The organism is Novosphingobium sp. (assembly GCF_027489515.1).
Classification (GTDB): domain Bacteria; phylum Pseudomonadota; class Alphaproteobacteria; order Sphingomonadales; family Sphingomonadaceae; genus Novosphingobium.
The window spans coordinates 57,211-69,798 of the sequence record NZ_JAIXZS010000100.1 but is presented as its reverse complement, the minus strand read 5'-3'; the positions used below and the strand labels follow the sequence as shown (position 1 = coordinate 69,798).

The 12,588-nt window shown below is 67.4% G+C and carries 13 protein-coding genes; 3 read left to right on the top strand and 10 right to left on the bottom strand.

The annotated features are described in order from the left end of the window. Positions 1-41 precede the first annotated feature (41 nt). The 3 genes from Q0082_RS17490 to ribA all read left to right on the top strand — a co-directional run bounded on the left by Q0082_RS17490 (position 42) and on the right by ribA (position 2,925). A complete protein-coding gene (locus Q0082_RS17490) occupies positions 42-707 on the top strand; it encodes an outer membrane lipoprotein carrier protein LolA (protein WP_298194892.1) in 666 nt (221 codons plus the stop codon). Between the two features lie 350 nt (positions 708-1,057). Next, a complete protein-coding gene (locus Q0082_RS17485; protein WP_298194891.1) occupies positions 1,058-1,861 on the top strand; it encodes an exodeoxyribonuclease III in 804 nt (267 codons plus the stop codon). Continuing rightward, positions 1,858-2,925, top strand: coding sequence for a GTP cyclohydrolase II (gene ribA, locus Q0082_RS17480; protein ID WP_298194890.1), 1,068 nt, complete (start codon positions 1,858-1,860; stop codon positions 2,923-2,925). Before Q0082_RS17485 ends, ribA begins: the two co-directional genes overlap by 4 nt. 23 nt (positions 2,926-2,948) lie before the next feature. On the opposite strand, the gene Q0082_RS17475 is transcribed toward ribA, so the two are convergent. The 10 genes from Q0082_RS17475 to Q0082_RS17430 form a co-directional block, all read right to left on the bottom strand. Beyond that, entirely contained in the window at positions 2,949-3,413 is a 465-nt protein-coding gene (locus Q0082_RS17475) for a DUF2721 domain-containing protein (protein WP_298194889.1), read from the bottom strand. Beyond that, on the bottom strand, positions 3,403-4,221 hold the full coding sequence (locus Q0082_RS17470; protein WP_298194888.1) for a class I mannose-6-phosphate isomerase: 819 nt from the start codon (positions 4,219-4,221) through the stop codon (positions 3,403-3,405). The genes Q0082_RS17475 and Q0082_RS17470 overlap by 11 nt, the downstream gene beginning before the upstream one ends. Beyond that, on the bottom strand, positions 4,218-5,258 hold the full coding sequence (locus Q0082_RS17465; RefSeq protein WP_298194887.1) for a sugar phosphate nucleotidyltransferase: 1,041 nt from the start codon (positions 5,256-5,258) through the stop codon (positions 4,218-4,220). Before Q0082_RS17465 ends, Q0082_RS17470 begins: the two co-directional genes overlap by 4 nt. Positions 5,259-5,355: 97 nt before the next feature. Beyond that, positions 5,356-6,123, bottom strand: a complete 768-nt coding sequence (locus Q0082_RS17460) for a TonB family protein (protein WP_298194886.1) — start codon at positions 6,121-6,123, stop codon at positions 5,356-5,358. A gap of 38 nt (positions 6,124-6,161) precedes the next feature. Then, on the bottom strand, positions 6,162-7,001 hold the full coding sequence (gene fdhD / locus Q0082_RS17455) for a formate dehydrogenase accessory sulfurtransferase FdhD (RefSeq protein ID WP_298194885.1): 840 nt from the start codon (positions 6,999-7,001) through the stop codon (positions 6,162-6,164). Then, the gene (locus Q0082_RS17450; protein ID WP_298194884.1) at positions 6,949-7,164 is read right to left on the bottom strand and encodes a formate dehydrogenase subunit delta; all 216 of its coding nucleotides are present in this window, start codon (positions 7,162-7,164) and stop codon (positions 6,949-6,951) included. The genes fdhD and Q0082_RS17450 overlap by 53 nt, the downstream gene beginning before the upstream one ends. Continuing rightward, positions 7,161-10,064, bottom strand: a complete 2,904-nt coding sequence (gene fdhF, locus Q0082_RS17445) for a formate dehydrogenase subunit alpha (protein WP_298194883.1) — start codon at positions 10,062-10,064, stop codon at positions 7,161-7,163. Before fdhF ends, Q0082_RS17450 begins: the two co-directional genes overlap by 4 nt. Next, entirely contained in the window at positions 10,051-10,569 is a 519-nt protein-coding gene (locus Q0082_RS17440) for a molybdenum cofactor guanylyltransferase (RefSeq protein ID WP_298194882.1), read from the bottom strand. The genes fdhF and Q0082_RS17440 overlap by 14 nt, the downstream gene beginning before the upstream one ends. Continuing rightward, positions 10,566-12,119 (bottom strand): NADH-ubiquinone oxidoreductase-F iron-sulfur binding region domain-containing protein, encoded by a 1,554-nt coding sequence (locus Q0082_RS17435; RefSeq protein WP_298194881.1) that lies wholly within the window; start codon positions 12,117-12,119, stop codon positions 10,566-10,568. Before Q0082_RS17435 ends, Q0082_RS17440 begins: the two co-directional genes overlap by 4 nt. Then, positions 12,116-12,538, bottom strand: a complete 423-nt coding sequence (locus Q0082_RS17430; RefSeq protein ID WP_298194880.1) for an NAD(P)H-dependent oxidoreductase subunit E — start codon at positions 12,536-12,538, stop codon at positions 12,116-12,118. Before Q0082_RS17430 ends, Q0082_RS17435 begins: the two co-directional genes overlap by 4 nt. Positions 12,539-12,588 lie beyond the last annotated feature (50 nt).

Genomic DNA, 12,588 nt, shown 5'->3' with positions numbered 1-12,588 from the left:
GCCGGGTTCAATGCGCTTGCGGCACTGGCATGGGGATGACGATGACCCGCACCCCTGCTCGCCGGCTTCCTGCCTCCCGATCCCTCTTCGCCGCCGCGCTCCTTGCGCTGGCGGCACCTGTCGTTTCCGCAGCAGCAGCGCCTGAAGCGGCGGCCCCTGCGGTGAACCCGCAGATCGAACAGGCCGTCGCGGCGCTGCGCGCGATTACCACGCTGCAGGCCGATTTCGTCCAGACCGATCGCAACGGACAGCGCCTGACCGGCGTGCTTTCGATGCAGCGCCCCGGCAAGATCCGTTTCCAGTACGAGGCAGGCGTACCGCTCCTGATCGTCTCCGACGGCTCGGCGCTGACGCTGATCGACTATGAAGTGCGCCAGGTGCAGCGCTGGCCGATCCGCAACAGCCCCTTGGGCGCGCTGCTCGATCCGAACAAGGACGTCGCGCGCTTCGCGACGCTCAACCAGACCGGCCACCCCGATGTGCTCAGCATGGATGTGCACGATCCGCGCCACCCGGAATACGGCTCGATCACGATGATCATGCTGAAGAAGGCGGGTGCGCCGGGCGGATGGGAGCTCAACAGCTGGATCGCGCTCGATTCGCAGAATCGGCGCACCACGGTGCGGCTTTCGAATCAGCGCTACGGCGTGGCGCTGCCCTCGAACATCTTCCGCTGGAACGATCCCCGCGGGACTGGCCGCAAGTAGCGCGCAGCTTGTCGCAGCCCCTGAGGGCAAGGCCCGGTCCTGCGACAATTTGCGACCACTTTGGGTCTTCCCTGACAGCACCGTTCATCCGCCAGCAAGCGGCAGGGTCCTAGAAAGAAGGGGTCAAGACGGTACCGACCGGGTTCGCCCCCCCTGTTACCCGGTCCCTTATCCCCCGTCCTGACAGCGTGACGAACGCACAAGGAACCCTCGGACCACGCCCCCGGTCCGAGGGTTTTTTTGTTAGGGTCCGGGGTTGCCTCCGGGGCGACTTCGATCAGCGCTCCTGTTGCATGCCTGTTCGCGCAGGCCGCTTGCCGCCTTGGCCCGAGGTCCGTAAAGCGCGGGGCATGGCCTCCCCCACGTTCACCGTCGCCACCTGGAACATCAATTCGGTGCGGCTGCGCATCGATCAGGTCGAGCGGTTCCTTACCGAGCAGGCGCCCGACGTGCTGTGCCTGCAGGAGATCAAGACCGCCGAATCGCTCTTCCCGCACGAGATGTTCGAGCGGCTCGGCTATACCCACCGCGCGGTGCATGGGCAGAAGGGCTACCACGGCGTCGCCACGGTGAGCCGCGTGCCGATCCGCGAAGTGAACCGGCACGACTGGCAGGCCAATGGCGAGGCGCGGCATGTTGGGGTCGAGGTTCTCGGCCCTGGCGGCGGGCTGATGCTCGAGAACGTCTATATCCCGGCGGGCGGTGATATTCCCGACCCCGAGGCGAACCCGAAGTTCGGCCAGAAGCTCGCGTTTCTGGAACGCATGACGCGCTGGGCAGACGCGCTCGACCGGCCGACGCTGATCGTGGGCGACTTCAACATCGCCCCGCTCGATTGCGACGTTTATGACCACAAGGCGCTCATCAAGGTCGTCAGCCACACGCCGCAGGAAGTGGCGGCGCTTGGCGCGTTCGGCGATGCGCATGGCTGGGTGGACCTTGGCCGCAAGCATATCCCCGCGCCCGAGCGCAACTATTCGTGGTGGTCCTACCGCTCGTACTGGCGCGAGAAGGATCAGGGTCGGCGACTCGATCACATGTGGGCCTCGCCCGAGCTTGCCGCGCAGTCGCTCTCGCACCGCTTTGTCGAGGAAACACGGCGGTGGGACCAGCCTTCGGACCATGTCCCGCTGATCACGGAGTTTGCGCTTTGACCGGCAGTGCCCGGGCGGTGGCGCTTGCGCTTGATGCGCTGCGCCATGGCTGGGCGATCCGGGTCGAAGCGGAAGACGGCACGCTCGATCTGTTGCCCGCCGAAACCGCCTTCGCGCAGCCCGGGCTCTATGCCGCGCGGCTGCTCATATCGCACGCCCGCGCCGCCACGCTGAAGCTCGCCAACCAGCGCGATGCCGCCGAGCCGCACATGCCGGTGATGATCCACGGCGCGGAGCCCTTCTCGCTCCATGCCGCGCGCACCCTCGCCGATCCGGCGCTCGATCTGGCCGAACCGATGCGGGGGCCATTCCGCGCCGACCCCTGCCCTGCGCAGTCCTCAGCTGTGACGGCGATGGAACTGGCACGGCTCGCAGGCATCCTGCCGGCGTTCATGGTCGCGACCGGGGTTGAGCCGGCGGCCCACGTAACGCCCGCGGATCTCGCCGCCTTCAAGGACCCGCTCGAACTCACCATCCAGGCGCGCGCGCGGCTGCCGGTCGATGCCTGCGAGCGCGCGGAGATCATCGCCTTCCGCGCGCGCGACGATCTGCGCGAGCATGTCGCGCTGGTGATCGGCACGCAGAGCGGCGATCATGTGCCCCTTGTGCGCCTCCATAGCGAATGCCTGACCGGCGACGTGCTCGGCAGCCTCAAATGCGATTGCGGGCCGCAGCTCGATGCCGCGCTCGCGCGCATGGCGGAGGAGGCCAATGCAGGCGGTTGGGGGCTGCTGCTCTACCTGCGGCAGGAAGGGCGCGGCATCGGCCTCATCAACAAGCTGCGCGCCTACGAGCTGCAGGATCAGGGCTTCGACACGGTGGACGCCAACGAGCGGCTCGGCCTGCCGAGCGAGGCGCGCGATTTTCCCGTGGCGGCGCGCATGCTTGATCTGCTGGGCGTGCCGGCGGTGCGGCTGTTGACCAACAACCCGGCCAAAGTCGCGGCGCTCGAAGCCGTCGGGGTGACCGTGCGCGAACGGGTGGCGCACCAGCTGCCGGCCAATCCGCACAATGCGCGCTATCTCGATACCAAGCGCGACCGGACGGGGCATATTCTGGGATAAGGGCGGCGCTAGCGGATCAAACGCTAAAGATCGCCACGTTCGAGTTCGAGGAGTTCGGGCGGCAGGCGCAGCGCGCGCGCGGCGAGGCGGGTCTCAAGTAGCAGCAGCACCAGCGCGGCCATCAGCAGCGCGATGGCCGCGACAAAGGTGAGCGCAGTGACCACGCGCAGATCGGCATTGACGAGTTCGCTGAGGAACAACGCGGCGACCGTGGTACCGATCGCAAGGCCGCTGATGACAAGGCACAGCAGCGCCCGGCCGATAAGCGCGATGCGCTGGTCGATGATCCGCATCTCGACCACCACGACATCATGCTCGCTGCCCTCGGTGCCCGGGTGGAGCGTCTGCAGGTGGCGCGAGCGATCAACCATGCGCGCCAGCCGCGTGGTCAGGATGTTCATGATATTGCCGATCGCGACGAGCACGAAGACCGGGGCCAGCGCGAGCTGGATGGTCTGCGCGATCATCGCGGGGTGCTCAGGCTGCACGGACGAGAATGCTCTGGCCATCGGGCGTGAAGGTGATGGCCGAGGCCGAAGGGGCGGCGGCGCATTCGCCCGGGCGCAGCACATCTCCCGCCAGCTCAACCTCGCCGCGGCGCGGGAGGACGAGCATCGGGCCATGATATTCGGCCAGCAGCGCCGCATCCGGCAAACCTTCGACGCGGTGCGCCGTGAAATAGGGCCCCCGCGCGAGTTCGACGGTGCCGGTGGGCGCAAGGTGGCGGTGAAGCCCCGCCGCATAAGGCTCACCCTTGGCAACGGCCATACCCTTGTCGAGGTGTAGCGGGCGCGGGCGCCCATAATCATAGAGGCGGTAGGTGATGTCGGAGTTCTGCTGGATCTCGATCAGGCTGACCCCGGCGCCGATGGCGTGGACGGTGCCCGCCGGAATATAGAAGAAATCGCCCGCCTGCACCGGGTGCCAGACCAGCTGATCCTCGATGCTGCCATCAAGCGCGGCCGCGCGCATGGCCTCTGCGCCGAGGGCTCCGTGAAAGCCGATGCCGAGCGTGGCGCCCGGCTCGGCATCGATCACCAGCCAGCATTCCTCCTTGCCCGTATCGTACTCGCCGAGCGCCTTGGCTTGCGCGTCGTCCGGGTGGACCTGGACCGAAAGCTTCTCGCTTGTGAAGATGTACTTCACGAGGAGCGAGAAGACTTCCTCCACCGGCTCGAACCAGATCTCGCCGATGCGCTTGCCGTAGGGCGCGACGAAAGGTGCGGGCAGCTGATCGCGGCCCCAGGGCTTCTCCACCGTGCGGACAGCGAGAGTTCCAAAGGCCGGCGCGCTCACTGGTTCACCGCGCCGGAAAGCTTGCCCACTTTCTGCGCGCCATCATGCGTGCAGACGAGGACATTGCCCTTGTCCACCACCACGATCAGATCGCGCGCGCCGATGACCGAAACATGCGGGCCGTCGCTATCGACGAGCACATGCGCGCAATCGACGAGTTCGGCCGGGCCGCGCACCGCATTGCCCGCCTCGTCCTGATCGTGGGCATCGTGGAGCGCCTGCCAGTTGCCGATATCGGACCAGGCCATCGCAGCCGGGACCATCGCCGCGCGGGCGGTGTTTTCCATCACCGCATAGTCGACCGACTCACCCTCGATCCGCGCAAAGGCAGCGGCATCGGGGTGGAAGCGGGTGCCATCTTCACGGCCCTGTTCGACGGCTGTGCGGACGGCGTCGGCCAGTACCGGCCGGTGCGCCGCGAGTTCATCGAGGAAGGTCCCCGCACGGAAAGCGAAGATGCCGCCGTTCCACGCGTATCCGCCATCGGCAAGGAAGCCGATCGCGCGCTCGAGATCCGGCTTTTCGACGAACTGCGCGACGGAGAAACCGCCGGAACCCGGAATAGCCTCGCCGCGCTTCAGATAGCCGAAGCCGGTTTCAGGCGCGGTCGCGGCGATGCCGAACGAGACGAGCCAGCCCCCCCGCGCCAGCGACGCAGCCTCGCGCGCGGCGGCCTGAAACGCGGCAACATCGCCGATGTGGTGGTCGCTCGGGCAGACCAGCATCACCGCATCTTCGGGCAGGCGCAACGCGGCCAACGCGATGGCGGCGGCGGTGTTCTTGCCCTCCGGTTCGACGATCACCATGCTGTGGGCGGGATCGGGCAGCTGCGCCTCGACATGCCCGAGGTGCGCTGCGCCGGTCACGACGATGGGCGCGCCGAAGCCGGCTTCGGTAGGGCAGCGCAGCACGGTTGCCTCAAACAGCGTGGAATCGCCCACTAGCGGCAGGAACGGCTTGGGCATGGCCTTGCGCGAGCGCGGCCAGAGGCGGGTGCCGCTGCCGCCACACAGAACAACGGGAATGATTTCGTCCATGGGCTTCCTGTCCAACTGCCCCGCCAGCCGGAGCGTCCGCGATGCGCAACCTTTCGGTGCCATGCCAGATACCTAGGTGCAAGTGACTGCTTTCCCGTTACAGACCCCCGGGCGGCTTGGTGCCCGGCACGAAAAAGCTCTGCTGCCAGCCATATTCGGATTCGATGGGGTTCCCGGCACGGTCGGTCGCGGGGCGAAAACGGAAGCGCTGGGTGGCAAGGCGGCAAGTGATGGCATCGGCTTCGGGATCGGGACTCGCCTTGTGGATGCGACAGGCGCGCACCCGGCCATCCGCACCCACGGTGAGAACCACGATAACGCTTGAGCCAAGCCGCAGGTTCCGCGTGCGCGCCGGATAATCACGCGTTGCGGTGATATCGCCCGCGATCTTGACCGCGCGGCTGGCGCCGGACCCGGCACCATCGCCGCTGCCGCCGCTGCCCGTCCCAAGGCCCACCGCGCCGCCGCCGGTGCCCGCACCTGCTCCGCTCGCGCCGGATTTCGTGGCATCGCCGGTAGAGGCTGCCGGGGCGGCGACCATTGCCTTGTTGGGGATCTTCGCCGGCGCTGCGACCACGGGTTTGGGCTTGGCGGCCTTGGCAGCAGCGCCTTCGGCTCCGGCGGGCTGCGGCGTGGGTGCCGGGCTTGCCTGAGGCGGGGGAGGCGGCGGCGGATCGAGCGGGACAGAGTAGGCGGCAGTCGCCGCGTCCTGGATCGCCGTGATCGCGCTGCCGGCAAGGCCGCTGAAGATCGCGAAGCCAAGCAGGACGTGGAGCAGCCCGACCGCGAGCAGCAGCCACGCACGCGTGCGGCGGCTGAGGCCAGGACGATCGGCAAAACGTGTGCGGGCGGGCGCGGTGGTCACCCGGGCGTGTCTAGAGCATCCGGGCGGAAACCGGAATTCTACTCCGTCAGGAAGCTGTCCTCGCGCGCGAGCGAGACAAGGCGCAGCCCATGCGCCGCCGCCTGCTGCGCCGCCAATGTCGAGGCGGCCGAGATCGTCACCAGCAGCGGGCAGCCGGCGATCACTGCCTTCTGCACCAGTTCGAAGCTGCACCGCGCGGTGAGGACGATGAAGCCATCCCCTGCCCTAAGCCCGGCATGGGCCATCGCGCCGAGCAGCTTGTCGAACGCATTGTGGCGGCCGACATCCTCGCGCACCAGCCGCACCGTGCCATCGGCGGCGCAAAAGGCGGCGGCATGGACGGCGCGGGTCGCGCGGCCCAGCGGCTGGAGATCGGGCAGCGCGCTGACGGCGCGGAAGATCGCCGCATCATCGACAGCCAGCCGTGCTTCCACCGGCGGAAGCGGGCGCAGCACCTGTTCGAGGCTTTCGATCCCGCAAAGGCCGCAGCTTCCTTCGGCCAGCCGCAGCCGCGCGCGCTCCATCAGCGGGGCAGCATCGTCGGCGGCGAGCTGAATTCGCAGCATCCAGCCGCCGGCGGGAACTTCACTCGCTTCGGCACTGAGCAGCTGCTCGGGCGACGCGATCAGCTGTTCGGAAAGACAGAAGCCCAGCGCGTAGTCGGCAAGGTCTGCTGGAGTCGCCATCATCACCGCATAGCCGAGGCCGTTGATCTCGATCGCCACGGGCGCCTCGATCGCCAGCAACCGCTCGCGCGGCGCTGGCGCACGGCCATCGGCGTAATGCTCGGCAAAACTGTACGGGACCGCAGCCGTATCTGGCGCCTCAGCTGGCATGCGCGGCGAGCCGCTCGAGCGCCGCACGGGCAGTTGGCTCAAGTTCGGCACCGTTCATCACGGCAAACACGTCGGCCTTCATCCGCGGCGACCAGAACGCGTGGATATGGTCGGCAATCATCGCCACCGGGTCCGGGTCGTGCGTCACGTTGCGCGCGATCTGGTTGGCCATGTAGATGAGCTTCTCGGCTGTGTGCGCGCTCATTCCGCCGGCTCCATCGCGCCTTCATGGCCCCGGATGCGGCGCGAGCGGGTGGCCTGCGCCTCGTACTCTTCCTGCCAGTCGGTCGGCCCGTTGGACGGGGTAATCTGCACCGCAGTTACCTTGTATTCGGGGCAGTTGGTGGCCCAGTCCGAATAGTCGGTGGTGACGACGTTGGCTTGCGTCGCGGGGTGGTGGAACGTGGTGTAGACCACGCCCGGCGCAACGCGGTCCGTCACGGTCGCACGCAAGGTCGTCTCGCCCGAGCGGCTGGCCAGGCGCACCCAGTCGCCCGACTTGATGCCGCGGTTTTCCGCGTCGGTCGGGTGGATTTCGAGCAAGTCTTCCTCATGCCACACGACATTGGCGGTGCGGCGGGTCTGCGCGCCGACGTTGTACTGGCTGAGGATGCGGCCAGTCGTCAGCAGCAGCGGGAAGCGCGGACCGGTGCGTTCGTCGGTCGGCACATAGTCCGTCACCACGAACTTGCCCTTGCCGCGCACGAAGCCATCGATGTGCATGATCGGGCTGCCATCGGGCGCCGCGTCATTCACCGGCCACTGCAGCGAGCCTTCGGCATCGAGCCGCGCAAAGCTGACGCCCGCGAAGGTGGGCGTGAGGCGCGCGATTTCGTCCATGATCTCGCGCGGGTGGGTGTAGTTCCAATCGAGGCCCATCGCGCGGGCCATGAGCTGGGTGATCTCCCAGTCCTCGTAGCCGTTCCCATTTGGACCATTTCGGGGCTCCATCACCTTGCGCACCGGCTGGATGCGGCGTTCGGCATTGGTGAAGGTGCCGTTCTTCTCAAGGAAGGTGGAGCCCGGCAGGAACACATGCGCGTAGTTGGCGGTCTCGTTGAGGAACAGGTCCTGCACGATCACGCATTCCATCGCGGCGAGTCCCGCCGCCACGTGCTTGGTATCGGGGTCGGACTGGAGAATGTCCTCGCCCTGGATGTAGATTGCCTTGAACAGGCCATCGGTCGCGGCATCGAGCATGTTGGGGATTCTGAGGCCCGGCTCGGGGTCGATCGGCACGCCCCATTCCGCTTCGAACAATGCGCGGGCCGAGGCATCCGACACGTGGCGATAGCCGGAGAGTTCATGCGGGAAGCTGCCCATGTCGCAGGCGCCCTGCACATTGTTCTGCCCGCGCAAGGGGTTCACGCCGACGCCGCGGCGGCCGATGTTGCCCGTCGCCATCGCGAGGTTGGCAATTGCCATGACGGTGGACGAGCCCTGGCTGTGCTCGGTGACGCCGAGGCCGTAATAAATGGCCCCGTTCCCGCCGGTGGCGAACAGACGGGCTGCGCCGCGCAGATCGGCAGCGGGGACGCCAGTGACGGGCTCGAGGAATTCGGGGCTGTTGCGCTCGAGTGAGACGAAGTCGGCCCAGTGGCGGTATTCTTCCCAATCGCAGCGTTCGCGCACAAAGGTTTCGTCGGCGAGGCCTTCGGTGACGATGACGTGGGCGAGCGCCGTGAGCACAGCAACATTGGTGCCCGGGCGCAGCGGCAGGTGGTAATCGGCCTCGACATGCGGACTGCGCACGAGATCGGTGCGGCGCGGATCGATCACGATGAGCTTGGCGCCTTGGCGCAGGCGGCGCTTCATCCGGCTGGCGAAGACGGGGTGGCCGTCGGTCGGGTTAGCGCCGATGACGAGGATCACGTCGCTGTCCTCGACCGAATCGAAGTCCTGCGTGCCCGCGGAAGTGCCGAAGGTGGTCTTGAGGCCGTAGCCTGTCGGCGAGTGGCAGACGCGCGCGCAGGTATCGACATTGTTGGTGCCGAAGCCTGCACGCACCAGCTTCTGGACGAGGAACGTCTCCTCGTTGGTGCAGCGGCTGGAGGTGATGCCGCCGAGCGCATTGCGGCCATACTTGGCGGAGATGCGCTTCAGTTCGCTGGCAGTGTGGGCAATCGCTTCTTCCCAGCTGACTTCCTGCCAGGGTTCGTCGATCGAGGAGCGGATCATCGGCGAGAGAATGCGTTCCTGATGCTGGGCATAGCCCCAGGCGAAGCGCCCCTTGACGCAGGAGTGGCCGCGATTGGCCTTGCCGTCCTTCCACGGCACCATGCGCACGACTTCCTCGCCCCGCGTCTCGGCGCGGAAGGTGCAGCCGACGCCGCAGTAGGCGCAAGTGGTGACGGTGGCGCGCTCGGGCTTGCCGATTTCCTTGACCGCCTTTTCCTGCAGCGTGGCCGTGGGGCAGGCCTGCACACAGGCGCCGCATGAGACGCATTCGGAACTGAGGAAACTGTCTGAGGCGAGCCCGGCGCTCACCTTGCTGTCAAAGCCGCGGCCCTCGATGGTCAGCGCAAGGGTGCCCTGCACTTCATCGCAGGCGCGCACACAGCGCGAGCAGACAATGCACTTCGACGGATCGAAATCGAAATAGGGGTTCGAGATGTCCATCGGCTGGGCGAGGTTGTTCGCGCCTTCATAGCCGTAGCGCACATCGCGCAGGCCCACCGCGGCGGCCTGATCCTGCAACTCGCAATCGTTGTTCGCGCTGCAGGTGAGGCAATCGAGCGGGTGATCGGAGATGTAGAGCTCCATCACGCCGCGCCGCAGCTTTTCGAGCTTCTTGGTCTGGGTGTGGACCTTCATGCCCTCAGCCACGAGCGTGGTGCAGCTGGCAGGCGTGCCGCGCATCCCGTCGATCTCGACAAGGCAGAGGCGGCATGAGCCGAACTGCTTGACGCTGTCGGTCGCGCAGAGCTTGGGGATCGACCCGCCCGAAAGCGCGGCGGCGCGCATCACCGTGGTGCCGGGGGCGACGGAGACTTCGCGGCCGTCGATGATGGCGGTGACCGAAGCCGCACCCGCGCGCTCGGCCAGCGAAGGCGGCGTGCCGAAATCAGGCTGGGGGCGATAGAGGTCGCGTTCAGAGTCCATCATGCTGCTCCTGCGCGAAGGCAAGGTCTTCGCGCGTGTTGATATTGGCCGTCTTGGCCGAGAGAGTGACCGGGCGCGCGCCGATCATGGCGGCAAAGGCGCGCATCGAATGCTTGGCGTCGGTGGCAAGAAAGGCATCGAGCGTGGGCGCGGCGCTAGCGGGCCAGAGGCCGATCACCGGCTGGTCCGCGACATAGGCGGGGGCCGGGGACAGCTCGGCCCGCGCATCCGCGCCAAGGCCGCCGCAATCGACGCCGCAGGTCAGCACATCACTGAAGCCATGGCTGGCGGCATAATCAAGCGCCGCGTTGATGCCGCCGAGCGGCCCCATTCCGGCGCGCGGGCGGTCGGGCATGTCACCGCGCCCCACCACGATCACCACATCGCACTGGGTTTCCAGCGACGCGACGGCCCGCGCGAGCAGCGTCTGCCCGCCCAGCGCGGCGAGCGCCTTGTCGCTGCCGAAGCGCGAGGACTGACCGCCCGCAAGGACCGCGCCGAGGATCACTCGGCGGCTTCCTGTTCCGGTGCGGCCAAGCCGAAGTCTTCCGGCCAGTGCTTCAGCGCCGAAAGCACCGGATAGGGCGTGAACCCGCCCAGCGCGCAGAGCGAGCCGAACTTCATCGTCTCGCACAAGTCTTCGAGCAGGGTAACATCCTCCGCCAGCGTGCGCGGCGCCTTGCGGGCGTTGTGCATCTGGGGGAGCGCCTCAACCTTGTCCGCCTGTCGACCCGAGCGCGCGCGGATGCGGTCGATCAGCTCAACCCCGCGGGTGGAGCCGATGCGGCAGGGGGTGCACTTGCCGCACGATTCGGCGGCGCAGAAACTCATGGCAAAGCGGGCCTGCGCGCTCATGTCCGCTGTCTCGTCGAACACCGTGAGCCCGGCGTGACCGATCAGGCCATCTGCAGACGAGAAGGCTTCGTAATCGAACGGCAGGTGGAAATCGGCGGGCGGGTGATAGGCGCCGAGCGGCCCGCCAACCTGCACCGCGCGCACGGGGCGACCCGTTGCGGTGCCGCCGCCGATATCGAACACGAGTTCGCCGAGCGTCACGCCGAAGCCCACTTCGAACAGGCCGCCGTGCTTCACATTGCCCGCCAGCTGGATCGGCATCGTGCCGCGCGAACGGCCGAAGCCGACTTCGGCATAGGCTGCGCCGCCGTTGGCAAGGATCCAGGGCACCGCCGCCAGGGTCAGCACGTTGTTGACCACCGTCGGCTTGCCGAACAGGCCTTCGAGCGCCGGAAGCGGCGGCTTGGCGCGCACTTCGCCGCGCTTGCCTTCAAGGCTGTTGAGCAGCGAGGTTTCCTCGCCGCAGACATAGGCGCCAGCGCCGACGCGCACTTCGACTTCGAACGGGGCGATGCGCGGCACGGCGAGAGCGATGGCCGCGTTCAGCTTGGCGATGGCGTGCGGGTATTCGCTGCGGACGTAGATATAGCCCTTGCCCGCGCCGACCGCGTGCCCCGCAATCGCCATGCCCTCGATCAGCATGAAGGGATCGCCCTCCATCACCATGCGGTCGGCAAACGTGGCGCTGTCGCCTTCATCAGCGTTGCAGACGATGTACTTCACCGGGCCCGCTGCCTTGGCAACGGTGGTCCACTTGATGCCCGCCGGGAAGCCGGCACCGCCGCGCCCGCGCAGGCCCGAAGTCGTGACTTCGGCAATGGTCGCATCAGGCCCCAGTTCGCGGGCGCGCTTGAGGCCCGCCCAGCCGCCAGTCGCGGCGTAATCCTCAAGGCTGAGCGGACGGGTTTTGCCCGCGCGCGCAAAGGTGAAGCGCTGCTGGCGGGCGATGAAGGGATGTTCGGCGATCGTGCCGATGGCCTTATCGCTGGTCCCCGCGAGGACACTCGCGACATCTTCCGGGTTCAGCGGGCCGAAGCCGATCTTGCCGTTGGGCCCGTCGATCTCGGCCAGCGGTTCAAGCCAGTGCATGCCCCAACTGGAGACGCGCTCGACCGTGCAGCCTGCCTTCAAGAAGGCAGCGGCGACAGCATTGGCGCCGCAGGCGAGCGCGGCGGCGTCATCGGAAATGCGCACCACGGTCATGCCAGGCTCTCCACCAGCGCGCCAAGCCGGGCAGCATCGAGCCGGCCGTGGACTTCATGGCCGACCATCGCGGCGGGGCCAACACTGCACAGGCCGAGGCAGTAGACCGTCTCGACCTTCACGCGCGGATTTTCCGGCAGCGCGGCGGCGAGCGCCTCCACCCCGCGCGCCTGGCAGCTTTCTGCGCGGCAGAGCTTGAGCACCGGGCGGCTTTCCGGCTCTTCGCGGAAATCGTGATAGAAGCTGACGACGCCGTGGACTTCGGCCCGCGTCAGGTTGAGGGCCTGCGCAATCTGGCGCACCGCGCTTTCCGAAACATGGCCGAACGCGGCCTGCACATCATGCAGGATCGGCAGCAGCGCGCCCTCGCGCCCGGCGTGGGCGGCAAGGATGCCATCGAGCTCGTCTTGGTCTGTCATGCGCTAATGCCTTGGGAAATCGGGCGCAAAGGTCAAATCGAAATGCGTGA